Annotated in this window: 19 protein-coding genes and 2 pseudogenes; 8 read left to right on the top strand and 13 right to left on the bottom strand. The window is 43.3% G+C overall.

Features of this window, described 5'->3' with window-relative positions; translation table 11 throughout:
- Nucleotides 1-255: 255 nt before the first annotated feature.
- The 3 genes and pseudogenes from AACR09_RS10010 to AACR09_RS10000 form a co-directional block, all read right to left on the bottom strand.
- Nucleotides 256-531, bottom strand: a pseudogene (locus tag AACR09_RS10010) (DUF3653 domain-containing protein); the annotation flags it as partial.
- 746 nt (nucleotides 532-1,277) lie between these two features.
- A complete protein-coding gene (gene yciH / locus AACR09_RS10005; RefSeq protein WP_009845368.1) occupies nucleotides 1,278-1,589 on the bottom strand; it encodes a stress response translation initiation inhibitor YciH in 312 nt (103 codons plus the stop codon).
- Between the two features lie 3 nt (nucleotides 1,590-1,592).
- Nucleotides 1,593-1,961 carry a DUF3319 domain-containing protein gene (locus AACR09_RS10000; protein ID WP_004730993.1) on the bottom strand — a complete coding sequence of 123 codons (369 nt, stop codon included), beginning with the start codon at nucleotides 1,959-1,961 and terminating at the stop codon, nucleotides 1,593-1,595.
- 100 nt (nucleotides 1,962-2,061) lie between these two features.
- Between AACR09_RS10000 and AACR09_RS09995 the strand changes: the two genes are divergently transcribed.
- Entirely contained in the window at nucleotides 2,062-3,030 is a 969-nt protein-coding gene (locus AACR09_RS09995; RefSeq protein WP_193834882.1) for a tyrosine-type recombinase/integrase, read from the top strand.
- A gap of 286 nt (nucleotides 3,031-3,316) precedes the next feature.
- On the opposite strand, the gene AACR09_RS09990 is transcribed toward AACR09_RS09995, so the two are convergent.
- On the bottom strand, nucleotides 3,317-4,312 hold the full coding sequence (locus tag AACR09_RS09990; protein WP_193834881.1) for a D-alanine--D-alanine ligase: 996 nt from the start codon (nucleotides 4,310-4,312) through the stop codon (nucleotides 3,317-3,319).
- A gap of 179 nt (nucleotides 4,313-4,491) precedes the next feature.
- A complete protein-coding gene (locus AACR09_RS09985; RefSeq protein WP_004730988.1) occupies nucleotides 4,492-5,055 on the bottom strand; it encodes an SPOR domain-containing protein in 564 nt (187 codons plus the stop codon).
- 216 nt (nucleotides 5,056-5,271) lie between these two features.
- On the opposite strand from AACR09_RS09985, the gene AACR09_RS09980 reads away from it, so the two are divergent.
- Nucleotides 5,272-7,953, top strand: a complete 2,682-nt coding sequence (locus tag AACR09_RS09980; protein ID WP_193834880.1) for a bifunctional acetate--CoA ligase family protein/GNAT family N-acetyltransferase — start codon at nucleotides 5,272-5,274, stop codon at nucleotides 7,951-7,953.
- Here AACR09_RS09980 and AACR09_RS09975 read toward each other — a convergent pair.
- Nucleotides 7,945-8,832: a LysR family transcriptional regulator gene (locus AACR09_RS09975; RefSeq protein ID WP_004730984.1), complete on the bottom strand. Its 888-nt coding sequence runs from the start codon at nucleotides 8,830-8,832 to the stop codon at nucleotides 7,945-7,947. The two genes, AACR09_RS09980 and AACR09_RS09975, sit on opposite strands and share 9 nt — an antisense overlap.
- A 224-nt stretch (nucleotides 8,833-9,056) precedes the next feature.
- Between AACR09_RS09975 and AACR09_RS09970 the strand changes: the two genes are divergently transcribed.
- Entirely contained in the window at nucleotides 9,057-11,192 is a 2,136-nt protein-coding gene (locus tag AACR09_RS09970) for a TonB-dependent hemoglobin/transferrin/lactoferrin family receptor (RefSeq protein ID WP_102481690.1), read from the top strand.
- A gap of 355 nt (nucleotides 11,193-11,547) precedes the next feature.
- Here AACR09_RS09970 and galE read toward each other — a convergent pair whose 3' ends face one another.
- From galE to AACR09_RS09950, 4 genes are all read right to left on the bottom strand, one after another.
- Nucleotides 11,548-12,561: a UDP-glucose 4-epimerase GalE gene (gene galE, locus AACR09_RS09965; protein ID WP_017086437.1), complete on the bottom strand. Its 1,014-nt coding sequence runs from the start codon at nucleotides 12,559-12,561 to the stop codon at nucleotides 11,548-11,550.
- Between the two features lie 85 nt (nucleotides 12,562-12,646).
- On the bottom strand, nucleotides 12,647-14,620 hold the full coding sequence (locus AACR09_RS09960) for a diguanylate cyclase domain-containing protein (RefSeq protein ID WP_193834879.1): 1,974 nt from the start codon (nucleotides 14,618-14,620) through the stop codon (nucleotides 12,647-12,649).
- Nucleotides 14,620-15,156 (bottom strand): YfiR family protein, encoded by a 537-nt coding sequence (locus AACR09_RS09955; RefSeq protein WP_102534129.1) that lies wholly within the window; start codon nucleotides 15,154-15,156, stop codon nucleotides 14,620-14,622. The genes AACR09_RS09960 and AACR09_RS09955 overlap by 1 nt, the downstream gene beginning before the upstream one ends.
- Nucleotides 15,146-17,209 carry a TonB-dependent receptor plug domain-containing protein gene (locus AACR09_RS09950; protein WP_065607174.1) on the bottom strand — a complete coding sequence of 688 codons (2,064 nt, stop codon included), beginning with the start codon at nucleotides 17,207-17,209 and terminating at the stop codon, nucleotides 15,146-15,148. The genes AACR09_RS09955 and AACR09_RS09950 overlap by 11 nt, the downstream gene beginning before the upstream one ends.
- Before the next feature lie 170 nt (nucleotides 17,210-17,379).
- Here AACR09_RS09950 and AACR09_RS09945 point away from each other — a divergent pair, with 170 nt between their 5' ends.
- The 3 genes from AACR09_RS09945 (at nucleotide 17,380) to AACR09_RS09935 (ending at nucleotide 19,997) form a co-directional block, all read left to right on the top strand.
- A complete protein-coding gene (locus tag AACR09_RS09945; RefSeq protein ID WP_017064591.1) occupies nucleotides 17,380-18,123 on the top strand; it encodes a 5-oxoprolinase subunit PxpA in 744 nt (247 codons plus the stop codon).
- 178 nt (nucleotides 18,124-18,301) lie between these two features.
- The gene (locus AACR09_RS09940) at nucleotides 18,302-19,054 is read left to right on the top strand and encodes a 5-oxoprolinase subunit B family protein (protein ID WP_193834878.1); all 753 of its coding nucleotides are present in this window, start codon (nucleotides 18,302-18,304) and stop codon (nucleotides 19,052-19,054) included.
- Nucleotides 19,047-19,997, top strand: coding sequence for a 5-oxoprolinase subunit C family protein (locus AACR09_RS09935; RefSeq protein WP_416222632.1), 951 nt, complete (start codon nucleotides 19,047-19,049; stop codon nucleotides 19,995-19,997). Before AACR09_RS09940 ends, AACR09_RS09935 begins: the two co-directional genes overlap by 8 nt.
- Before the next feature lie 243 nt (nucleotides 19,998-20,240).
- Here AACR09_RS09935 and AACR09_RS09930 read toward each other — a convergent pair whose 3' ends face one another.
- The 3 genes from AACR09_RS09930 to AACR09_RS09920 form a co-directional block, all read right to left on the bottom strand.
- Nucleotides 20,241-21,695 carry an FAD-dependent oxidoreductase gene (locus AACR09_RS09930; protein WP_193834876.1) on the bottom strand — a complete coding sequence of 485 codons (1,455 nt, stop codon included), beginning with the start codon at nucleotides 21,693-21,695 and terminating at the stop codon, nucleotides 20,241-20,243.
- A gap of 531 nt (nucleotides 21,696-22,226) precedes the next feature.
- Nucleotides 22,227-24,665 carry an ABC transporter permease gene (locus AACR09_RS09925; RefSeq protein WP_108209148.1) on the bottom strand — a complete coding sequence of 813 codons (2,439 nt, stop codon included), beginning with the start codon at nucleotides 24,663-24,665 and terminating at the stop codon, nucleotides 22,227-22,229.
- A 1-nt stretch (nucleotide 24,666) separates the two neighbouring features.
- The gene (locus AACR09_RS09920; RefSeq protein WP_193834875.1) at nucleotides 24,667-25,341 is read right to left on the bottom strand and encodes an ABC transporter ATP-binding protein; all 675 of its coding nucleotides are present in this window, start codon (nucleotides 25,339-25,341) and stop codon (nucleotides 24,667-24,669) included.
- Here AACR09_RS09920 and AACR09_RS09915 point away from each other — a divergent pair.
- Entirely contained in the window at nucleotides 25,340-25,957 is a 618-nt protein-coding gene (locus AACR09_RS09915; RefSeq protein ID WP_193834874.1) for an arylesterase, read from the top strand. The genes AACR09_RS09920 and AACR09_RS09915 overlap by 2 nt on opposite strands.
- Nucleotides 25,958-26,038: 81 nt before the next feature.
- Nucleotides 26,039-26,504 (top strand): annotated as a pseudogene (locus AACR09_RS09910) (bifunctional NADH-specific enoyl-ACP reductase/trans-2-enoyl-CoA reductase); the annotation flags it as partial.

Below are 26,504 nucleotides of genomic sequence, written 5' to 3'. Positions count from 1 at the left end.
GGAGCCAGCGTTTAAACGAACTACTACATAGAAAGCTTTAGTTGCAGCTAAAGCCTGGGTCTCACATTACCCGATTGGAGTGCTTATTATCCATACAACTGTTTAAGGGGGACTTACAATAGTGCCAGCGTATAAAAGTGGGATAGGAGAGTCATACCTTTTTCTCGGTACCTTACAATAGGGATTTATTACCATGAATTGGCATTTTTGGTTCTTATTATGCTGATGGTAATTCCCTAAGGTCTGCGTGAAGTGTTACTTGAATTTGGTAGGCACCCAAGGTTTCGCTGGCATACGACGGCCACCACGAAATGGCAAAGGATGCTCTTTAGCTGGATAGTATTTCGGGGACTCAATTTTTCCGTGGCGTTCGACGAGCTGACGATGTTCGTCGCGCCAATAGGCAAAACTGAGCAATTCTTTCGGATTAAACTCGCGTCGTTCAGGCGTGATCAAGGTGGCACGGTCAAAGTGAACCCTAAATCCATTCTAGCGATGATCTAACGGCAAGGAACCGCGAGCGTGGATGTTTGTGGTTTAGGTAAAGTGACTTAACCGATTTGAACAAGTCTGTTCATGACATTATGCAGATCTGAGGAACACACAGAGTAATCCAATAATCTAACTAACAAGCACAAATTTAGTGCGAGCAGTAAGTTGGGTTTAAAAAACTCAGCATGAAAACTTACAGACGAGCTCGTGCGAGAAAACTTAACTGGCTTACTGGATTACACAAAACAGAATTCAACGTGTGTAGCCAACAAGAAACACGGTGGCGTGTGTAAAATCTTAAAAAGAAACGACAGCAATGCCCACAAGGTTTACACACAGCGCGGTGAATCATGAGTACAAGAAGATGTAAGTTAGACAGGCGGAACAAATGTTCTCGTTAATCGGCTTTGTGTAAACGAATCATGTAGATGTTGGCCACACGTATAATGGTTGGGTTAAAACAGCGTTTAGAGAATGCTGGTGAACTCAATATGCTTGAGGCACCAGTTGTAATAAGGGTTTTAAGGGGAAACGATGATAAGGATAACTTTGGAAAATAGTGACATTACTATCTGGGGTTTACAGTCTTAGTGCGTATTATGTACGTTATGTTAAATTGATTTTGGCGTTTATAAGGCAGGTATCCTTGTGTGATGCCCTGCCTTTATTTGGTGTCGATATTCTCTGATTTATACTGTGTATTTAACCATATTGGCTATTTACCATAAAATACCTAATAACCAGTGATAATAATCTTCGATTTTACCCCTGGCATTAGTTAGAGCTTAACCGCCAGCAAATTTAACTTTGTAGCCTTTCTTTTCAAGATGCGCTTTGAGCTTGTCACGAGCGTCGCCTTGAATCTCGATGTTGCCATCTTTTACTGAGCCGCCGCAGCCACACACTTTTTTGAGTTCCGCTGCCATTAGTTTTAATGGTGCGTCATCTAGGTCTAAGCCCGTTACGATAGAAACGCCTTTGCCTTTACGGCCTTTGGTTTCTTTTTGGATTCGAACGATACCATCGCCTTTAGGACGTTGGACTTTCTCTTCTTCAGGTTTAATGCGACCTGTTTCTGTTGAATATACTAGGCTCATAAATTACTTCTTTTGTTGCTCTGCTTTTTGTTTTGCGAGTAAGTAAGCTTCTATATGACGCTGGATTGCAATCTTGCCGCCTTTGATAAGACGCCCGTTAAACATGCAATACCACGCGTTAGGCTCACCGGTGTCATTCTTGATCTGATAGCCGTTGAAATTTTCAGTTAGGCCACCAGTTCCTCTCGACTTATTTAATGCAGTGAACTCTTTAGGGTCAATAATAGACGCCGTGTCAATCCACCAATCAATACTCTTCTTCACGGCAGCTAGGTTGCCCTGAATCACATTGTTTTTTAACTTAGCACGCCAAATGGTGTTATTCGCATCCATCGATTGCAGATGGACGCTACGGTAAATTGAATTAGCCATATCTATTAATCATCTTTTTGTTTTCACTGTATTAATCATAAGTATACTTATAATGATATCAAGCATAATATGGTAAAAACACCTGTCGAGGTACGGTAATTTGCGAAAAAAAGTCCCTATTTTAACCGACTCTGTGACAATTAATTCATTTGTTGAAAAATTGAACAGGCACGCGACAATTGAAATTATAGATGAGTTAACAGGATATCAGTACTCTCGTAACTCACTGCTGGGTATCTACAGTGATTGGAATCGCTACCATGCGTTCTGTACTAAAAATCGTATCAACACACTCCCTGCCTCTATTACTGCTGTTCGTCGTTTTCTCGAGACTGAATCCAGTGACAGAAAATACGCATCTTTAAAACGTTACACTGCAACGCTTAGTTTGTTGCATACTGTCTTGAGCTTTGCCAACCCAATCAAGCATAGACAAGTTCGTTTTGCCCTGCTCCACTTGCAAGCTCAAATGGCCGGCGACGCTAAGCAAACCAATGCCATGACATCTGCACACCTCATTGAATTGAACACGTTACTTTCAAATGAGAAATCGAGCTTAAAAGAGATCAGAGATATCGCCATTTATAATGTGATGTTTGAGTGTGCTTTAAAACGATCAGAACTTAAGTCGTTATCAATGGGTAATGTCGAGTGCGTTGAAAATGATTACCAAATTACAATAAAAGATTCAGCGTATCGGCTGTCGCAAGTAGCAAGTGCTGCACTTCAGCGTTGGTTTGCGTTTACTGGGACACAAGAAGAATTGCCCATCTTCCGTGCGATAGACAAGCATGAGAATATCAGTCTGCAACCTTTAGATGATTCGTCGATCTATAGGATATTAAGAAGTGCAAGCGACTTACTTCAACTCGCAGAAAACCACCATTTTTCAGGGAATTCGATTCGTGTAGGTGCCGCACAAGAGTTGTCAAAACAAGGTCTTAAGGTTAGAGAGATTCAGGATTTTGGTCGTTGGCTCAGCCCTGCAATGCCTGCGCAATATGTGGGTTATTCGGGTACGGCTGAGACTGAGAAGATGAAGTTTAAAGCACTGATCCCTTGGCAATAAGCTGACTATCTGTTGGCATTAAACCAATAGTTCCTTGGCTGTAAGCTGATGGCCTCTTTGTTGACAGTTAGCTTGTTTATAGACCGCGTGTTAATAGTTAGCTTTTAATAGACAGCTGGTTACAAAACGGCGTGATCAATAACTGACTGGCTTTAAAAACAAAAAGCTTTGACTCTAAGAAGTAAAAGCTCGAACTCTTAAAAAATAGCGCCTTGGCGGGTAAGCTCAAGGCGCTATTTTTTTATTTAGCCAGCGGTGTAAGACTCGCTAAGATATTTTGGAACAACTAAGAAATGCTTGTTCTCACACAGTTCTCTAGGAACTGGCTGAATTTGTGGCCATCATGTTCAACCATTTTAGGGAACATGGAAATTGGTGTCATGCCTGGGAAGGTGTTGACTTCATTCAGGTAGATCTCGTTGTCTTGCGTTAAGAAGAAATCGATACGAGATAAGTGACGAAGCTTCATTTGGGTGAATACTTTACGAGCACTGTCTGCAATTAACTCTAGTTGTTCGTCTGTTAAGTTATTTGCTTCAATTTCGGTAATTGAGTGGCTGTCTGAGCTGTATTTCTCTTCGTAAGAGTAAAATGCGCCATTAGGTGCAATCACCTCGCCCGGTTTGCTGATGTGTAGCTCACCATCGATTTCATAAGCGGCAACTTCGAGCTCTCTAGGCACAACTGATTTCTCAACCAGCACTTGATCAGAGAAGGTAAACGCCTTATTGATCGCTTCGCTTAAGTCTTCCACTTGGTTAACTTGGTAACAACCTACAGAAGAACCTTGACGAGCCGCCTTCACGAAAACTTTGCCCCAATTTTCAAAAGCTTGAGTCGCTTGTGAATGCGCTTGGTCGTTGTTGTCTGATAAAAACAGATACGGCGTGTTTGGGATGCCAAGTGCGTCGTACCAAAGCTTTGAAGTGATTTTGTTAAAGCTGTTGTTACTCGCTTCAGAACCACAACCTAAGTACGGAATCTTAGCCATTTCAAACAATGATTGAATGTCACCTGTTTCACCCGGGAAGCCGTGAATACAAGGCACAATGAAATCGACTTTAGACTCTAGGTTGTCGCCACGTAAGGTTTGATTGTTGATATCTAGATAAACCAATTCACCTGAATCAAGACACCAGCCTTCGTTTTTAATTTCAACTCTGACAACGTTAAAATCTGCAACGCTATTCAGTTGTTCAAAAAGGTAATCGGCTGAAACTAAAGATACTTCATGCTCTGAAGATCCACCGCCACAAAGTAGAAGGATGTTAATGGTGTTCATGGGTAAATTCGGTCCTTGAAACTAGGAATACTGACTTCAATGATAAACAAAAGTCGAAATAGGTACAGTGTTTTGAACGTTAAAATTGTGTTCGAAAGAACGAGCGATTAACTATTAAACAAAACTGCTGGTCTTAAAACAAAAGAAGGAGCAATTGCTCCCTCTTTCTGAATTAAAACTTAGTTCAACTTGTTAAGCGTTGGGTATTCAGAGTTCTTGATGTCATCAATGCTCTTAACAAACGGCTTCAAGTTTTGGAAAGTGGTTGGCAGCGTTGAGATTGCCTTTTTAGCTTCTAAGCGTGTTGCGTAATCACCGTAAAGTACTGTGAACCACTTAGTGCCGTTAACCATTTTGTAGTTTTCCCAAACTGGTTGAGAAGTCGTAGGTAGCATTTTCACGAAAGAATCGACTTTACTCTGGCTGCCAACAGCAACAACTTGAACCGTGTAACCAAAGCGCTGGTTCATATCTTGTTGTTTCTTCGTTGGGCCTGTCACTACTGCAACTGGCTTAGCTTTAGTTGTTTGAGTGACTTTCTGCTCAACAGGTTCGGTTCTAATCACGTTAACAACGTTTTCTTCAACAACGCCTGTTTGCTCAGATTGAGATACAACTGGAGCTTCAACTTTTGCCGTTTTGTACTCTTCTTGATAACTATCTGAAGTTACATTGGTAACGTAGTCGTCAGATACACATGCAGCCAAGAGCAGTGGCAAAGTCACAATTGCAAATTTTTTCATGGAAAGCTCTATATCCTTAATAATAATTACTATAAATCATGCCGATACGTCGGTTTAGAATCAAGTTAACTTTGAGATTATACACCATTAGTGGGTGACCTATTTCACAAACTTTATGCAGTGTTTGCTTATTCATCTGAATTCGGTGAATTTGCCATCAACCCGTGAGTGAAAAGTAAGTTACGATGAACTTACGTGCATTGCTAGGATATGTCTATGAATCATCTTGATCCCCTCCTTAAACCCCGTTCAATCGCTGTTGTTGGTGCTTCTCAACGAGAAACGCGCGCGGGATATATCGTCATGAACAATTTGTTGCACGGGGATTTTAAAGGTGCGGTGATGCCCGTTACGCCAAAATATGACTCGGTGGCAGGCGTACTCTCATACAAGAACATTTTGTCACTGCCTATCGTGCCTGACCTTGCGATTCTCTGTACCAATGCGACCCGTAATGTGGCTATTTTTGAAGAGCTGGCCGAGAAAGGCATAGCCTCTGTCATTGTGCTTTCATCCGACATGCAGCAACAAAGCGATAATGGCGAAACGTATGATGCACGATGCCTAGCGATTGCTAAAAAACACAACATTCGGGTGCTTGGCTCCAATAGCTTGGGGATTATTGTCCCTTGGTTAAATTTAAATGCCTCTTTCTCTCCAGTGACTGCACTGCCAGGTAAAATCGCCTTTGTTTCTCAGTCGGCTGCAGTGTGTACCACGATTCTCGATTGGGCGAACGACAAAGAGATTGGCTTCTCAGCGTTTATCTCGATAGGCAATGGCAGTGACATTGAATTCTCGGAACTCTTGGATTATCTGAGTACCGATTCTCACACCGAAGCGATATTGCTTTATGTCGATAGCATTACTGATGCGAGGCGCTTTATCTCTGCGGCGCGTGCAGCGTCACGCAACCGACGAATTCTAGTGCTAAAAGGCGGACGAACAGCGAAAGGCCGAGCGGCGGCCATGGCACATACCGGTGGTGCCGATACCTTAGACATTATCTATGACTCTGCGATCCGACGCAGCGGTATGTTGCGAGTTAAGAACTTACATGAACTGTTTGCTGCGGTAGAGACACTAACTCATTCAGTGCCCTTGCGTGGCGAGCGCTTGGCTATTGTTACCAATGGTGGCGGCCCTGCAATTATGGCCGTGGACACCCTATTTGACCGCGGCGGTAAGCTCGCAGAATTATCTCAAGATACGCTCGATAAACTCAGTAAGGTTTTGCCATCGAGCTGGTCTCATAGTAACCCTATCGATATTGTTGGCGATGCTGGCGATCAACGCTATATCGACACCATAAACATCTTACTCGATGGCGATGAAGCGGATGCCATTCTTATCATGCACAGCCCTTCTGCGGTCGCACATTCAGCCAAAACAGCAGAGAGAATTATTGAGGCGATTAAAAAGCATCCTCGCCACAAGCGCTTTAATATCTTAACGAATTGGTCTGGTGAGTTAACCGCAAGGCCAGCGAGAAAGCTGTTTACGGAAGCGGGTTTCCCAACTTATCGAACGCCTGAAAGTTCAGTGGTCGCATTCATGCACTTGGTCGAGTACAGACGCAACCAACGTCAGTTAATGGAAACGCCGACCACGGCAGAAAAAGTGCACATTGAAGACTTAGCAGATGCCAAAAATTGGATAGAGCGCCAACTACTGGATAAAGATACAGTTAGTCTTGATACCCATCAAAACAGTCAGTTTTTCAAGCACTTCAATCTTGATGTGTTGCCAACTTGGATTGCTTCCGACCCAAGTGAAGCGGTGCACATTGCTGAAACGATCGGTTACCCGGTCGCCGTAAAACTTCGCTCGCCAGACATTGCGCATAAGTCAGACGTTCAAGGTGTGATGCTCAATTTACGAAACAGTAGTGAAGTCGCGAATGCCGCTCAGGCAATTCTCGATCGATCTCAATTGTCGTTCCCTACTGCTCATATCCATGGCTTGTTGATTCAAGGTATGGCCAAGCTTGCAGGCGGGCAAGAGCTACGCGTGAAAGTAACAACCGATGAAACCTTTGGCCCTATCATTTTACTTGGCCAAGGTGGCTCTGAGTGGGATGAATCGATTGATGCCGCGGCTGCTTTCCCACCGCTTAACATGACACTGGCGCGTTACTTGATCATTAGGGCGATAAAAAGTGGCAAGATTCGCCTGCAAAAACTGCCTAACCCGATCGACATTGAAGGGCTCTCTGAGTTGCTGGTTCGTATATCGCAAATGGTAGTGGATTGCCCTGAAATACATGATTTGGATATCCATCCTGTACTGGCCAATGGTGACAAGTTCACGATATTAGATGCCGATATCATCTTGAAAGCGTACGAAGGCGATCCACAAGAACGTCTTGCGATTCGCCCTTATCCGGTCGAACTTGAAGAGAATATCGTACTCAAGGACGGCACCGAAGTGTTGCTACGCCCTATTCTTCCTGAAGATGAACCGCTTCATGCCGATTTTATTAATCGCGTCTCTAAAGAGGATCTGTATAAGCGTTTCTTTAGTGATGTTGGTGAATTCAATCATGAGGCGTTGGCAAATTTTACTCAGATTGATTTTGATAGGGAAATCGCGTTTGTGGTGGTTCGTAAGGAACAAGGTGTGCCTGCGATTATTGGTGTATCGAGAGCGCTAATTAACCCAGAGAACACCGATGCCGAGTTCGCGATTCTGATACGTTCCGATCTGAAAGGTGTCGGCTTAGGTCGTATTCTTATGACTAAGGTTATTGATTACTGCCGTGCGAAGCAGACTAAACAGATGTCGGGCATGACGATGCCAACGAATAGAGGGATGCTGACACTAGCTCAAAAGCTCGGCTTCGAGCTAGATATCAGTTTTGAAGATGGTACTGCAGATATGGTGTTACCGTTACTTTAACGCCCATGTCTTTTTAAGATGTTGGATACACCAAGACTTGGCGTCGCCCATTTTGTTGCGTCGCCAAGCCATGACGATATCGATCGGCTGTGGTTCTGTACCCGAAATCTGCTGTAGAACGCCAGATTCAATCAGCGGCTTAGCAATACTACTCGGCAAGGTGCCAATCCCTAATCCAGTTGTCAGAGCCTCTACCTTTGCAGGGAAGCTTGTTACGGTTAAACGAGGTTGTTTCTCTAGAATATTGCGACTTAACGCTGGTTGATCGCGAGCAGTGTCTGCAATTGCAATAACCCTGTAACTTTCCCTCGCTTTTTGATCGAACTCGCCAGAACGTTTATGAACGTAGTGGTTTGATGCCGCGACCCATACCATTTCCATCTTACCAATTATGTCACTTTTCATATCGTTTGGAATCGTGTCGAGCTTGGGGCATACCAATAAATCGGCTCGGCCATCTGTCAGGGATTCCCAACATCCGGCTAAGATCTCTTCTTGTAAGCGAACACGTGTTTTGCTGATTTTCCCGAGTTCGTCGACCAACGGGAAGAAATTGGCAATAGGAATGATGCCATCAAAGGCAATGGTTAAATCTAGCTCCCAGCCATTAGCAAGAATACTCGCATCGTTAACGAGTTGTTCAGTGGCACCAAGAATGATTCTACCTTGCTCTAATATTAACTGCCCCGCTTCCGTGAAATTTGCACGGTGGCCTGAGCGATCAAAAATCATGATATCTAAGTCTTGTTCTAACTTCTGGATTTGATAACTCAATGAAGAAGGCGCTCGGTCCAGTTCATTCGCTGCAGCTGCGAAACTCCCACGACGATCAATGGCATCTAATATGTGTAATGCTTCAAGTGTTATTGGACTATGCATAGCTTTCCTACTTTATAAATGAGACTTGAATCACAAAAACAGAAGCATTCAGGCTGTGAATGGAACTGTAAAAGTCTTTTTAATACAGATATTTAAGAGTATTAATTATGAATTAGTTGATAAGATTGAAAATTATTTAAATGCAAATAATAGTAATTATCATTTAGATCCAATATTATCTTTCGCAAATCAAGATAATACTATGGAACTAAGGTAACTATCAGATGTATAAGCAATCCCTACTCTCTGCTTCAATCGTTTTAGCGCTTTCATCAACATCAGCCTTTGCTGACGATTATGCCCTATTTGACGAGGTTGTTGTATCGGCAACTCGTACGAATCAACAACTTGAAGATGTTGCTGCATCGGTAACTGTGATTAACGATAAAGATATCGAAAAAAACATGGTAACGGATGTAAACGATTTATTTAAGTACACACCAGGTGTCACGGTCACTACGAATTCTCGTCAGGGGATTCAAGGTATTAATATTCGTGGTATGGAAGGTAACCGAGTAAAGGTTATCGTTGATGGAGTCTCACAAACTAGCCAATTTACTCCAAGTGGTACTCAGTCATATAACTTCATCAACTCTTCGCGTGTCGATGTTGATACGGATATGTTGAAGTCTGTTGAGATAGTTAAAGGTGCAGCTTCGTCTCTTTACGGTTCAGATGCTATTGGTGGTATTGCTGCGTTTGAAACAAAAGACCCAAGTGACTTTTTAAACGGCAAAGATTTCGGGGGGCACGCGAAGTTCAACTACTCTTCATCTGATAACACATTTAGCGAATCCGTTGCCTTAGCGAATCGTATTGGCGATCTTGAAACACTCGTTGCTTATACTCGCAGAGACGGTGAGCAAACTGATAACTTTGGTACACCTGATGAGCAAGATACTCAGAACAACAACTTGTTGGTTAAGCTTCAATATCAATTAAACGAACAGCACCGTTTAGAGTTTTCTGGTAACTTCATTGAGAATTCAGGTGATACCGATTTAGATAGCTCAAGCTACACCGGTTACACTGGCGAAGATTCGACTAGCCAACAGCAAATTGGTATCAAACATATTTGGGATGCTAACTTAGCGTTTGCCGACACCGTTACTTGGCAAGCTGACTGGCTGAGCAAAGAAGAAAACGGTATAACTAATCGAACATCTAAGGGTGGTAGTATGTTCTTACCGCCAGCTGGCAACGTTCAGAAAAAGGACTATATCTACGAAGATGAAGGCTATCAGCTTGATGTGCAATTCGATAAGTTCTTCATGACAGGTAATGTAGAAAATTACTTTATCTATGGTGCTTCATATTCAGACAAAGATATTAAAAACGTTAATAACGAATATAACTCAATCAGTGCAGACCAAGTTATCTTCTATATTCCTTCTGCATCAGAAAGAAAGTATGGATTCTTTGCACAAAATGAAATGACGATCGGAAATTGGATGATTACTCCGGGGGTTCGTTTTGACGGCTTTGAAACAGATCCTGGTGATACAAGCCAAAACCCAAGTGGGAACCCTGAAGAATCTTATGCAAAATATTCAGACTCAGCTGTTACCGGACGCTTAGGTACAACTTACACGCTTAATGACGAAAATAAGATCTTCGGTCAAATCAGCCAAGGCTTCAGAGCTCCTGATTTCCAAGAGCTTTACTATTCATTTGGTAATCCTGCTCACGGTTATGTTAATGCCCCTAACCCAGACTTAGAAGCTGAAGAAAGTATTTCATACGAGCTAGGTTGGCGTCACAACACAAATTATTCATCAAGCGAAATCGCTATCTTCTACAGCGACTACGATAACTTCATTGATAATGTAGCTGTTAGTGGTTCAGCCACTCCTATGGATCCAACAGTATATAAAAATGTAAATATTGATGAAGCGGTAATCAAAGGTATCGAGGCTTCAAACACGTTGTCTTGGAATAACTTCATGCCGGTACAAGGTGTGAGTACTCGTGTTGCAGCCACGTACACAGAAGGCGAAGACGGTGAAGGTAACCCTCTTAACAGCGTGAACCCTTGGAATGCTGTAGTTGGATTTAACTATGATGCTCCTTCAGCGTTATGGGGTACATCACTTAACATTAGTTATACAGCTGGCAAGAAGTCTAGTGATATAAATAGCGCGGGTCTAAAAGACGAAATTCTACCAACTGATTCTGCAACAGTAGTTGACCTAACTGCATACTACTTGCCGATGAAGGACCTTACGCTTAGAGCTGGTCTTTTCAACGTTACGGATGAAGAGTACTATTCGTGGAATGACGTTCGTGGATTCTCACAAGAAGATAAAGATTACACGCAAGCTGGTCGTAACTGGTCAGTCACAGCTAAATACGAATTCTAATTCGTTAGAAAGCTGAACCACAGAAACGTATACAGCAGATACTAAAAAGCCAGCTAAATGCTGGCTTTTATTATTTCACTAAAAATTGTATCAAAAAGGGATAAAGTGAAATTACTTCTCTGCCATCTCTTTCTTAACCATTACTGCAGCAGCAATGATGAAAGTGATAATTAGGCCTAGTTCCATGATTAACTCCAAAGAAAATTAACATTAAACATATAATTCGCGAGCATGATAACAACAACCGATACAGAATGATACTTTTTAACCACCAATTCACTTTTTATTCGATTTAGATCAAAAAAGATGCCCTAAAGCATCTTTTTGTATATTAATCATTAATGAAACGACTAGATCAGCCAGGGAAACCATTAGGATTCGTTGACTGCCAGCGCCATGTATCTTCCGTCATTTCAGTCAATGTACGAGTCGCATTCCAGCCGAGCTCTTTCTGAGCTTTAGCAGGGTCTGCCCAACACTCTGCGATATCACCTGGGCGACGATCGACCAGTTTATAAGGGACTTGTTTACCGCTCGCTTTCTCGAACGCTTTAACCATATCTAATACACTCGAACCGTTACCAGTGCCAAGGTTGTAGATATGAAGACCGTCTTTACGCCCTACTTTTTCAAGCGCTGCGATGTGGCCATCAGACAGATCCATGACGTGGATGTAATCACGAACACCAGTCCCGTCTTTTGTTGGATAATCGCTACCAAATACCGATAGGAAGTCACGGCGGCCCACGGCCACTTGAGAGACAAATGGCATTAGGTTATTTGGAATACCTTGCGGGTCTTCACCTAGCTCACCACTTGGGTGTGAACCTACTGGGTTAAAGTAACGCAGCAGTGTAATGCTCCAATCTGGATTGGCTTTTTGGAAATCGGTTAAGCACTCTTCAACCATTAGCTTACTACGACCGTAAGGATTGGTTGCGCTTGTTGGAAAATCTTCTGTGATAGGCACACTCGCAGGATCGCCGTAGACCGTTGCTGAAGAGCTGAATACTAAGGTTTTCACACCAGCGTCACGCATTGCATCAACAAGAACTAACGTGCCGTTCACGTTATTGTCATAGTATTCAAGTGGCTTAGCCACAGATTCACCAACCGCCTTTAGGCCAGCGAAATGAATAACGGCTTCAATGTTGTGTTGCTTCATGGTTTCAGTCAAAAGCGCTTTATCACGAACGTCACCTTCAATGAAATTAGGGCGAACACCTGATACTTTTTCAATACGTTCTAGAACGCTTGGTTTACTGTTATACAAGCTATCAAAAAGTACAGGTGTCATTCCTGCGTTGATCATCTGGATACTTGTATGGCTACCGATGTAACCCATGCCACCTGTAACTAAAACATTCATGTTTAGCAGACCTTTTAATTAAAAATATTCAACCTATCACTTATGATACAACAACTTAGGCAGAGGTCACAAACGCCTACGGCTATTAACTATCACGAGAGAACACAAATTGACCTTTTCCTTTGCGTTTTGCTTGGTACATCGCCTCATCGGCAACCTTTAGAATCACGTCTATATCACGCTCTGAACCATCAACTAAGTGTATGCCCAAGCTCGCTCCAACATGAAGCGAACGCTGTTTATGGGTAACTTCTTGCCCGATCAGCTCCAACAGTCGCTCCGCTAACTTTGCTAACAAGACTTTGTTGGTCTGTTTAATAATAAGAACAAATTCATCCCCCGACAAACGTGCTACCAAATCTCCTGCACGAACTTGAGATAGCAACCGGCTCGATACTTCTTTGAGGATTTCGTCGCCCGCATCGTGTCCATAGTTATCGTTAACGTGTTTAAAGCCATCGAGATCCAAGTAGATAACCGCAAAATGCTGATTAGAATAATGGCTAGACGTGACTACATCATCCATCACCTTATACAGCTGAGCTCTGTTGGCCAAACCCGTTAATGCGTCGTGATGAGCCAAGTGTTCAAGCCTTTCCATCTCTTTGACATTAGATAAATCAGACAGTGTGAGTACCATATCAAACTCGTCTTTCTCGTTGTCTGACGAAACTCGATTCACTTTTACAAACATTGGAACCAAAGTGCCAGATGCACTCTTCTCCCATACCTCGCCTTGCCACTGCCCATAATTTTCCAATGAACTGCGAATTGTCGGCATTAGGGATGAAAACTGTTGCCAAGAAAAAACGTCAAATGGTGTTTTGCCCACCAGCAGATCAGCGTGATAACCAAGAAGTTGGGTGACAGCTGGGTTTACCATGGTAATTACATTGGATGAATTCAGTACGATTAAGCCGTCTTTACTGTTCTCAAAAACACCCGCGGCTATACGCTGGCGACTCATGGCCGTTTCTATCCCCGTGACATCTTGGATTGCATAAAGAATACGACCGTGCTTTGACAACGAACGGCTGCTCACACGAAGCCAACGTTTTGAGTTAAAGAGATCGGTGGTTTCGAGTAGTTCGTCATTCAGCTCAATATTGGCGTCGATAACCTCTTGTAAGAACCCAGTTAGCTTTGTCGCGATCAACTCTTGGATCAATAAATTTTCAAGAAACGCTTCGGTACACTTAAAAATGTCACGAGTGGCAGCGTTCGCATGAACGATGAACCCTTTTTCATCGGCTACCAACAACGAGTGCTGAACAGTTTCAATTACTTCATTCGCAAACGACTTTTCTTCTTGTAGTTTATCTAGCGTAAAGTTGATTTGGTTGTCACGATGTTGAAGTCTTTCGAGCATGGTATTAAAAGCTCGAACAAGATCCCCTATCTCATCGTGGTTCGTTGCGACTAATTTTGGTTGTTTTGAACGACGTTCAACAAAGGCTTGCATCGCCTCATTAAGGTCAAACATTGGATCGATAATCAAGCGTTGAACCAATTTGACCAGTACCCCGCCTAAGATCACCAGAAACAGCAAGTAGACGGCCGCAACCTTGAAAATATTCGTTAAGATCGTATTAAACGTTTCTTTTGATATTGTTACTCTCAAGTTAGCGATCACAGCGTCATCCAGCGTCACCGGAACAAGCAAAAAGATGAAATTCTCGGAGATGGCAAATTGATGATCTGCGATGTCATTTAATTCATCGGTATTCGGCCTTGGAACCAGCGTATTACTGACTTGATAACTCGCAAAAAGCTGTTCGTTAATGTCATAGAGCTTCACCCTGACGATATCTTTATCTGCGACGAAAGCTGACAAAATCTCCTGAGCTGAAGATTTATCCTCAAATAGAATCGCGGCTTGTAGGTTATAAGCAACACCTTGTGCCAACACTTTAACTCGCTGAATAAGACTCTCTTTCTCTCGCTCAAAAGTGACAGTGTAATTAACTGATTGAATCGTCACAAAAGTAACTGCGATGAAGATGACAATCGGTAATATCAGCTTGTTTTTAATCGATAAATTATTAATGAAAGACAACATTATTGGCCCTCCACTATAGCGATTCGTAACAGGTTTGAGCCGATGACGTATTCACCGCGTCTTGCATTCACTAAGTTGATCTTTGGCTTTAGCTTATTATCGATGTGCGTTAGCTCAATGACTCCGCCCATGTCCGTAAAGTTTGGGATATCGCTAATCGTCACAGTATGTGGTGAGTGGGCTTTACGGCTAAATTCATCATTATCGAGATCAGATAGATAAGTGATATCACACTTAGGAGTCACCAATTGATGTACTTGAATAGCGAGAGAACGAATAGATTTCCCTTGTGTAATCGACGTCAGTGCTTTGCTTACCTTCTCATCGCCAATCACACAGAAGTTAACCGTATTCATGGTGCTTTCGTCGTTCCAACGAATAAAGTTGGCAATTCTAAAAAGGTACACCGCTTTCACTTCATAAGGCTTGAAGCTAGCCGCCGATGTATTTAAAGGCATAATAAACATAGCTAAAGTGGCAAGGCCGAGTTTAGTAAAACCAAGCTTAATACGGTACTTGAGCCACTTAGAATTCATGAGAGACCCTCACATATACAGACTCTTGGTTGACACTTTTCTCAGACGTGAATTCAGCTTGATAGCCGTCACTCTTACCAATGTTTTCAACGACTACTTCAATTAAAGGTGCTGCGGATGATTTTTTCCATGCAAGACGTGCATCAAAGGTTATTTCATGTGGGTAAGATTGCCATTCGTATTGAGTGCCATCGCCTGCTATCCAATAGTCTGGGTAATTCACATTAATGTATTGGCCGATAACATCGAATTGCCAGCTATCGGTGATATTCCACATCAACTGTGCCGTGGCTAAATGTTCATTATCAATGTCATGATAGACGCCAGTTTGTGGGCTAGATTTAGGGTCATCACCCTTGTTTTCGCCTTCTAACGTTGAATAGGCATAACTAAGGTAACTGGTGAGATCTTCTGTAATTTGATAACTTGCGCCTAACTCTAAGCCATAGGTTTTCGCTTTATAATCATCAGATAATGCACCGACATAGACATGATTCGCGGGGATATCATTCGGGTCATAGCTGTGGAAGCGAAGATTGTCATGTTCACTCAGGTAGATTGTTGCATCGAGCTCGAAATTTGAATTGTTAGAGTAGCGATACCCCATTTCAGCCGTTATGACGTCCTCTATTTCAAGGTTCGAGTTTGATTTATAGACATCCAGATAACTGTCGTTTGAATCGGTATTATAACTGTTGAAGTAATATGTAGAGTTTGAATCCATATAAGATGGTGCAACAACCGCACGGCTAAGCCCCGCCCACACGGAGTGACGTTGAGTTAACTTATATAAGCCACGCAGTTGAGGCGAAAGTTCTGTTGAGTCATTCTGTGTAAAGTGTTCAACCTTGGCGCCAATAGTAATCGATAGCGCTTCCGTCATTTGAATTTGAGACTGTATAAAAGCGTTCGCAATATAATCGTTGGCAGATTGGATATTGTAGGCTCGACCTTCGTAATCGGGATTGTACCAATCAACGTCCGAAACTTGGCTAGACGAGAAATCAAGATACATATATCGCAGGCCACCACCGAGTGTCATCTGATGCTTTGCAGATAGTTGGTTGATATAGGTCGAGTCAAAATCGATTGTGGAATAACTTCCAGGGGCGTCTGGCGCATTATCCTCATTATATTCACCCCATAGCGAATATGAGAGTGTCGAACTTTCATTAAAGTGACGAGAGTCGTTAAATTGAACGTAAGCAGATTGGCTCTTGTTATCAAAATCATTGGCTTGTGAACCGACAAACGAGCCTGAGTTATCATATTGGAACGTATAGAGTTCCGACTCATAAAAGCTTTTCTCACCACCAATACGTAATGACCAACTTTCTTCGGCATTACTTGGTTGAAACACCATCCCAGCCGTTTGCGCTTTCCATTTTTCAGATTCGTTTGTGCGATACGTGGGTTCTTCTCGGTACTTATAGAATGCACGCGCATTCACATCGTCATTCAGGCTTAAACCCTGACGAACACTAAACTCGTAATTATCAGTATTAGAGGCGACACCAGAGAGATACGTCCCTTGAGTATCATTGGCAGACTTAGTAATGATATTCACCACACCATTAACCGCATTGCCTCCCCAAATCGTTCCTCCGGGGCCTTTTAGTACTTCAATGCGTTCGATATCGGCAAGTATATAGTCAACATCGCTCCAATACGTACCGCCATAGACTGGACTAAATAAGCTTCGTCCATCCATCATCACGAGCATTTTGTTATACAGTCCATCATGAAAGCCGCGCGTCGAAACAAACCACGAGGTCTCGTTAAACTTGGTCACTTTGAGGCCGGGTACTAGCGTCAGCACTTCCGCAATGGTTTTCGCCCCACTGCGTTGAATTCGCTCATTAGAAAGTACATAAACCGATGAGGGAATGTCGGTAAGTTTTTGTGTCACTTTCGAAGCCGTTTCCATTTCAACATCTAACATAGACAACTCTTCAAGGCTCATCGACATGAGTTGGTCTAAAGAGTTTTCTTGAGCAGCTACAAAAACAGGTGTCGTTAATGCTAGTCCTAAGCAAACCTGGCGCGATATCATGTGCTCACCTAATATACAGATAGATATTAATCCTTTAATCAATAGTTCAACTATATATGAAATGGCATACTGGTAAATTTTCGGTGTCGAAAGTTTGAGTCAGGTCACTGTTTATTTATAGTATTTATAAGACCGTCATTACTTACCTCAACGTAAAGGATTAGCACCACGTGACAACGAAGATTTTGCTTAATTGCGACATGGGAGAAAGTTTCGGCAATTGGAAGATGGGCGATGATGAGTCGGTCATGGAATGGGTCGATATGGCAAACATCGCTTGTGGCTTTCACGCGTCTGATCCGCACGTTATGTCCAAAACCATAAAACTGGCGCAGCACTATCACACCCAAATCGGTGCTCACCCTGGTTATCAAGATTTAGTTGGGTTTGGTCGCCGTTCTATTCCTCATACCATGGACGAGATCAGTGAACTGGTTTGTTATCAAGTCGGTGCACTACAAGCCCTTTGCCGATATCACCATGCATCTGTTGGTTATGTGAAACCTCATGGCGCTCTTTACAACGATATGATGGCGAATATTGATGTGTTTAATGCCGTTGCCCAAGCCGTCGCTGAATTTAACATCCCCTTAATGATCCTCTCTTCGTCAGACAATCAGCAGTATTTAGATATTGCTGACGATCATGACCTGCCACTGTTATTTGAAGCATTTGCCGACCGTGCATACTTGAATAATGGGCAGTTATCGCCGCGAACTCAAAAAGGCTCGGTTTACGTCAATCAAGACGACATCTACAACCAAGTCATGCAAATCATTAACTACGGTTCGGTCACGACCATTGAAGGTGAAAGACTGCCTATTGAAGCCGATACCATCTGTGTTCATGGTGATAACCCCCAATCCATCGCATTAATTAGAAAAATCAGACAAGACCTCAACGCTTTTAACTAATATGAAGCGTGTGATTGGTATGGCGCATGGCCTTATCACTCGCCTAACCGAGCATCGAACCAATTGCTCGTATGGTCTAATTGCTTTGTATTGGCTTGGACACGGAAGTAAAACACGCCAAATAAGTAAACAAAAGGCAAGTAAGCTAGTAAAAGGCAAACAAACGTATGGAAACGAAATGACGACGAATCAAATTGAATTCAATATAGCGCCAGTCGCGGAATGCAGCGTTTTGGTGACCTTGACGCTATCGCCTTCAAATAATCAATCTAGCACTCAATATGCGCAGTACATGGCTCACTTTTCCGATGCCATTCGCCAAAATTTAGCGTCGGTGTTGATGAATGTGACGCCGGCTTACCAAACAATATTGGTCGATTACCTACCTTATCGAATATCAGAACAGCAGCTCATGGAACAACTCAATAATTTGTTGAATCACGCTCTTTCGTCTTTCTCTAGCGTTAGTAACACGCGTAACACTATCGAGCTTCCCGCTTATTACTCACCAGAAACAGCACTCGATTTAGACCGATATCAAGCCAAAGGCATCTCGCTGGATGAGATCATTCAACATCACACCTCACAGACTTATAGCGTCAGTGCGATTGGGTTTACGCCTGGCTTTGCGTTTATGTCTGATGTGGTCAATGAGCTTGCTTTGCCTCGTCATTCAACCCCACGTTTAAGTGTACCGAAAGGCAGCATCGCCATCGCGGATACGAAAACGGCGGTGTATCCTTCGGACTCACCGGGCGGTTGGAATATTATTGGCAATTGCCCACTCGCACTGTTTGATCACAGCCAATTAAAGAACGCTGATACCACGCAAACGCCGCTGTCTCTGCTTAATGTCGGTGATAGGGTCCGTTTCATCGCGATTTCAAAACAAGAATTTGCAGAGATTAGTGGAGATGTCGCTCATGGTTAATACAATAGCTAAACCAACACTAACAGTGATTAAACCTGGCCCGTTGAGTTTGATTCAAGACTTCGGACGATTTGGTGTCGCTCACCTCGGGTTGACACAAGGTGGCCCTGTTGATGATTACTCGTATAGCTGGGCCAATCACCTACTCGGAAACCCAGTCAACCAAGCGGCGTTGGAAATCACGCTTGGGCAATGTGCGTTACGAATCGATTTTGATTGCGAAATGGCGTTATGTGGTGGCGATTTACAAGCGAAGCTCGATGGCAAACCACAGTCGAACTGGCGTACTTTTCAAGCTTTCGCAGGGCAAGTTCTCTCATTTGGTTTACCTAAAAATGGTCTAAGGGCGTATTTAGCCGTTAAGGGTGGCTTCGATGTCCCATCAACTCTTGATAGCAGCTCTACGGTGACTCGTGAAAAGATTGGTGGATTAACGCAAGATGGAGAGCCATGTCAACAAGGGCAACAAATTGCGTTTACCCAACACAAACTCTCTCGCCCGTTTAAAGCGTTGAGTGTTACCTTTCGATACACGCCTAATTACAACCTACCAGTGAACCTGCGAGTGATTGAAGGCTATCAAAGCGAGCTGTTCTCCGAGTCAGCAAAAGAGACTTTGTATAACGCACAGTATCACGTTGACCAAAATTCAAATCGCATGGGTTATCGACTGAGTGGTGAAGCGGTTGATTCACCTGATATTTCGCTATTGTCAGAAGGCATAGCCTTAGGTGCGATTCAAATCCCCCAAGATGGGAAACCTATCGTGTTGCTTAATGACAGACAGACCATTGGTGGCTACCCAAAGGTTGGATGTGTCGCCAGAATCGATTTGCCACGCTTAGCACAAGCCAAACCTGGACATGAGGTCTCGTTTAGTAAAGGCGATCGCTTAGGATTACAAGATGTGTGGTGCCAATGGGCTCAGTTTTTCGGCTATTAGTTTTTACTATGTAGCTATGTAGCTATATCGCTATGTCGCAAAGAATCTAAGAATCTAAGAATCTAAGAATCTAAGAATCTAAGAATCTAAGAATCTTGAAAGAGTTAGCCAGGAAGGTTTCGTTTGCAAGATGTAGTTCAGGCAATTGACAAGATACAGGCAGGCGTTTCAGTTAAATGTTCGGCTTACCTGTCAAAGTAAGCCGAATTGAAGATGTCCAGCGTAGTCGATTATGACTGAGTATTAAGCGTGATCTTGGCCTGATACCTTTGCAAGGGCTCCTGGGTATCCACGTTCTTGTGTCAAATCTATCGCTCTATTCTCAATGTCACTTAGATTAAGTGACATTGTCACTGAGTGTGTATCTTCAATCGATACTGACTCTGCGACATCAAACCAATGCTCAGCGACCTTTTGTGCAGCTTCTAAGGTTGAGGACGCTTTGACGACTTCAAGTCGAGCATAGCGATCACCACAGAATGAAACGTCTGAAGCTCTTAAGCTCGGATCGGTTCCCGGAATCTGCTGTGCACCGAACAGAGGCTTACCACCTACCAGTGCAGAGCTGAAACTTGGGATGAACTGAGACATATGCGTTATCGCAGCGCGAGTTCTTAATTCAAGCTGCTCTTCACTCCAACCTGATACGATTTTCTTAAGAAGCTTAGAAGGCAGCTGAGGCTGTGATGAATCTGTTGACGATGAAACAAGCCCACCCTCAAACAGAGTAATCCCTTCTGTCATACCGTGAAGTTGGAATACACCATCAGCGTACGGTGTTAACTGAGCCATGCCTTGCGGTGTGCCTCTCGGGCCATGGAAGATAACCTCTGGCCACTCTTCCTTACATTCTTGCGAATACGGCCACTCTGTAACGTATGCGGCTTTGAACTCAACAAGCCTTTGTTGCTTAGAACCAACAAAGTCATCCACGATGCCCGTTTCAAAGCCACTTGCATTAATCAAGTAGTCGGTCGTTAGATGACAGCTTTGGTTCTCAGCGTCTGTATAAGTCAAAGACCAGCCTTGCGCTAACGATTCAACAGATTGTAATCGGCTGTTGGTTAATACTGAGCAATTCGATTGTTGCCCCAAAGACAGTTGAGCGGTTGCAGATAAGCGGAATACACTCCAGCCATACTCTTGAACCATAGCAACAGGATACTTAAGGGTTTCTAGATCCGTATGTTTAGCGAAAGGAATACACCAATCATCAAGCGATGTTGGTTTTAGAGGCTGTGTTTGGGTGGCAAGTGTTAATAACTCTTCTTTGCTGTACAGCTTGTAATACTCTTCCGGCTTACCAAGCACTTGGTTACTTTTATCTTGATTAACAAGTTCAGCATAAGCGTCCTTGATTATCTTTAGACGCGGAAGTAGATCCAACGGCTCTCCACCATCACTGTGTGGAACAGCGATAATTGTCGGACGAATATTGATCGTGTGGGGAAACAAGCGGACGGTATCAATTGACTGCGTGAGCAACTGCAGACACTGCTCTACAGAAATATCTCGATACAAATTGCCGCCAGCGTGCAGGTGGCAAATTGGTGGGCCATTAACCAAACTCGGCCCTTTTTCCAAGATAGTGACCTTAAAACCCAACTCACTAAAGTGAATCGCGCTCGTTGTTCCGGCAATACCACCACCAACAATGGCAATAGAAGGCTGATTTGTATCCGTTTTGTTGTGGTTCATCGTGTTCTGTAGAATAAGATTAACTGCCGCTATTCTACTTTTGTTCTGCGATGAATTAAAACACATTTTTATCAAGGTCTTAGTTAAGTGGGATTTAATATCTATGTAAAAAACATAAATAATCTCTTGACTCAATAACTCCAGATAGAGTTTTAAAGGTTATTCTAACAGTCAAAATTGTCCTAAGTGACGCCACATAAAGGCTGCATCCGTACTCTTAAAACATAGATGTTAACTTATCCCTAAAGTTATCCACCGTTTTTGTGGATAACTGTTGATAACGTTCTTGCTAAGTTGCGCAAACCCTTTGTTTACAGGGACTAACCGCTGTTCATTAAATCGGCATTATTGTGCGATTAGTTTTAAAAAACACTAAAAAATTGGAAAATTAAGGTGCGATATTCGTTACTTGTGCTACGCATTGGTCAAATAAAAAACGGTCTAAAGCGACGCCTTATAAATAGTGCATGACTAAATATAAATAATGTCACTTTTAGACCGTTTTAAGCATTTGTGAGCTCTCGCTAGAGACTAGCCAAAATCCTTGTTTACTGGTGCCAACAAACGTTTGATTAAGCTATTCACTACCGCGGCCAATGTGATAAACGTTAGCACGGGTAGCGCTATCCATAGCATTGGGTGGAGTGAAGGTTCTAACTCGAAGCCAAAGTTCATTACCCCTGCAACACTGAGCTCAGAACCCATCGCAGCAATCGAGCCAGCCACTAACGCCATTAACCCGTATTCACACCAAATCGTGTTGAGAATTCGCTTCTTACTCGCACCTAGAGTGCGGTACAAACGTATCTCTTGTTGTCTTTGAGACAAGCTCAATCGCAACAGAGTAAAGATTAGCAACAACCCTGCTACCACACCCAAAGCCGCAAGTACGGTTATCGACCAAACAATCTGTTTGAGCAACTCTTGGATCTTGCTACCCATCTTACGAATATCCATCAAACTCACGGTTGGGTGATTTCGAGAGAGTTCGTTGAGCATCTGATTATGTTGTTCTTCTAATCGGAAACTCACGAGCCAAGTAGAAGGAATAGAGCTCAAAACATCTGGCGTAAATATGAAGTAGAAATTCGGCTTCATTTCTCGCCACTCTACTTTTCGGATGCTGTTCACCTTGGCAGAGACATTCTGGCTGTTGATTGTGAACGATAGCTCATCGCCAATCTTTAGACCCAGCTGCTCCGCGACATCGGATTCCACAGATACGCCCTGCTCTTGTGTCCAGCTGCCCTCTAACACTTCATTGTACTCAGGCAGGCTATCTCCCCAAGTGAAGTTGATTTCGCGGCTTAGTGCGTCTGTTTCTTCTGAGGTCTCGCTGTATTTTGCCGCCTCAACGCCGTTAATGGTTGTGAGTCTTCCTCGTATAATTGGAAACGCTTGAGTACGCTCTACTTCGTTTGCATCAATCGTCTCGAGATAACTGTCTTTCTCATAGCTCGCAATATTTAGCGCAAACGCATTAGGTGCGTTCTCGGGCAAGGTTTGTTGCCAATCTGACAGTAAATCACTCCTGACCAACCAGATGATAGACAACAGCATCAGTGAAAGCGCTAAAGAACCAAATTGAATCCCTGTTGCTAATGGTGTGCGATTAATTCGGCTCAATGCCAAGCGCATAGATGTCGACGTCGGCAGCTTGCCGACCAAACGCAGAACAAGCGTACTGACAATCGCGAGCACTAAGAACAGGCAAGCGATACCCGCAAGAACTATCCATACCAACAAGTTATCGCCGTACATCAGCATCATTGGAATAATAGGCACCAGCAACAACAGGTATTTCTTGTAGCTTTCATTGGACTGATGACTTGATTGAATCACGCTGATTGCCGAGGTGTTTACCAAGCCAATTAACGGAATACCAAGAGCAGGCACACCAATGAGGATGCTTGATAAAATCGCCAAAATGACAGGTTCAATACCATAGCTAGGAAGTGGTGTTGGCAACAAATCACCTAAAGGTATACGAAGTAGAAACTCTAAGCCGACCCCTATCGTAATTCCCAGTACAGCGCCGATGACCACTAACAGAGACACCTGTACAAACAACCATTTAATGATCCATTGCTTACTCGCACCCAAACTTTTAAGCATCGCAATGGTTTTACGGCGACTCGCAACATAATGTTGGCAAGTAAGTACCAAAGTGGTCGCCGCCATTATCACAACGATAGCCACAGTTAACGAAAGATATTGAGTCGTGCTTTCGAACATGTCGTTAGTACGGCTCGCAGAATCTTGAGTACGCCAGCGATCGCTTGGTGTTAATTCTACGCTGTCTTGCGCGGCTTGCAGTTTTGTATCATCACCGTTTAGAAACAGCCTAAAACTAACACGACTGCCCGGTTGAATCGCTCCCGTGGCATCGATATCACTTGTATGAATCAGCACGGCTGGCATTTGTTGGAATGGGTTAAAGCTCAAACCTGGCTCTTGGGTGATGCGCCCTGTTATCGTTAAATCGGCATCACCAATAGTGACATTGTCACCAATTTCAACCTCTAGCTGCGCAAATATACGCTCGTCTAACCAAAGTTCACCCGACTTAACATGGTTACTTGATGCTTTATCAGCACCCTCTAAGATCATTTCACCGCGTAATGGATAATTACTTTCAACCGCTTTCACCGTCACTAACTGCATTGAGTTATCACTGAATGCCATGGTTGAAAAACGAGTCAACTGAGAGCTTTCTAACTGTTCAACCTGAGTGAGGTCTAACAAGGGTTGCGGGATGGGGTTTGCTGAGATAAACACGCTATCGGCAGTAAGCGCATCTTTGCCCTGCTTAACAATTACCTGCTCCATACGTTCGGCCAACGCCGACAATGCAAACACACAAGCAATAATAAGCGTTAAAGCGATTGAAACTGGCCACAACTGACCGTGTCGAATCTCTTCGACACTCCATGAGAACAGGCGTTTATTCAGTCCGTTTGATGAATTCAATTTAGACTTCCTCTATCTGACCGACATGCATCTTAAGTGTTCGTTGGCAACGTTGTGCAAGCTTAGGATCGTGTGTCACCAAAACTAACGTTGTGCCGTGGGATGAGTTCAACTCAAACAGTAACTCGACAATTTTGGCTGCCGTTTGTTGGTCTAGGTTGCCTGTGGGTTCGTCAGCAAAAAGGATTTTTGGCTTGATCATAAAAGCACGAGCTAAAGCGACTCTTTGTTGTTCACCGCCTGATAGCTGAGATGGAAGGTGATCAAGTCTGTCTTTTAAGCCCACGGAATCAAGCAAAGCCGTCGCACGTTCGATGTCTTCGTCTTCACCTTTAAGTAAACAAGGAAGCGTGACATTTTGCAGCGCAGAAAGGCTTGGAATTAATAAGAAGCTTTGAAATACAAACCCTACCGATTCACTGCGGATCTTAGCCCTTGCTTCATCATCAAGCTGTGAAAGTGGCTGCCCTAATAAACTGATTTCGCCTTTCGTTGGCACATCAAGCCCTGCAAGCAACGTCATTAGGGTTGATTTGCCTGCGCCAGACGTGCCGACAATCGCGACAGTTTCACCTTCACGAATATCAATATCGACGTGCTCTAGGATTGTTAAATGTTCTTGATTAGTAGACACTGTCTTCGAAACAGCTTCTGCTTTAATGATGGATGTATGCATGACTCGACTAATTTCCTTTTTATTCTTTATTATATTTTCAACCGCTTCTTTGGCTCAAGATACCGAGTTAGATTCTAAGTTACTGGTACTTGGTGATAGCTTGAGTGCTGGTTATAACATGGACATCAAACAGAGTTGGCCAAGTCTATTGCCAAACGCATTAGCGAAGCATGACAAAACAGTTACCGTGGTTAACGGCAGTATTTCGGGTGACACAACCGGCAACGGGTTAGCTCGTTTACCACAATTGCTTGAAGAACATGCTCCAGACACTGTTCTTATCGAACTCGGTGCAAATGATGGCCTTCGTGGCTTCCCACCTAAGCTCATGTCTGCAAACCTTGATCAAATCATTGAGCAGATAAAAGCTGCGGGCGCCAAGCCAATTATGATGCAGATTAAAATCCCACCGAATTACGGTAAGCGTTACAACAAGCAATTTGAATACGTTTTTGCAGCGCTTGCTGATCAACAAAATGTGCCGCTTTTGCCGTTTTTCCTAGAGCATATCATCCTTAAACCTGAGTGGATGATGAACGACGGACTGCATCCAAAACCAGAAGCTCAACCTTGGATCGCTGAATTCGTCGCCGAAGAATTATATCAGTATCTTTAAGTTTTAATGGTCTAGCTCAATAAATTTTACACAGCTTTACGTTAGCCTGAGTGCATATCACCGTTAACTGTAAGGTTATTTATGCTGATCGAACCTATTATCAAGGGTGTGGTAGCCAAAAGCGCTCACCCTCTTGGCTGTCAAGAAGCCGTAAAGCAACAAATCAAGTTTGTTAAGAGTGCGCCGCAAATCAAAGATGGCCCTAAACGAGTACTGATTATCGGCGCTTCCTCAGGCTTCGGCCTTGCCGCTCGTATTGCCGTGACCTTTGGCGGTGCAAAAGCTGACACCATCGGCGTCTCATTCGAGCGCGGTCCTAACGAAAAGTCCCTCGGTAGTGCTGGTTGGTACAACAACATCTACTTCAAGAAAGAAGCCGAACGAGAGCAACGCACTGCTATCAACATCGTTGGCGATGCATTTTCACAAGAAACACGTACACAAGTTGTCGAAGCCATTGAAACCTACTTCGAAGGTGAAGTGGATCTGATTATCTATAGCTTAGCGGCTGGCGTTCGACCTAAGCCAAATTCTGATGAGCTTTGGC

The organism is Vibrio sp. OPT20 (genome assembly GCF_963889365.1).
Taxonomy (GTDB): domain Bacteria; phylum Pseudomonadota; class Gammaproteobacteria; order Enterobacterales; family Vibrionaceae; genus Vibrio; species Vibrio splendidus.
This window is presented reverse-complemented; position numbering and strand designations above follow the sequence as displayed.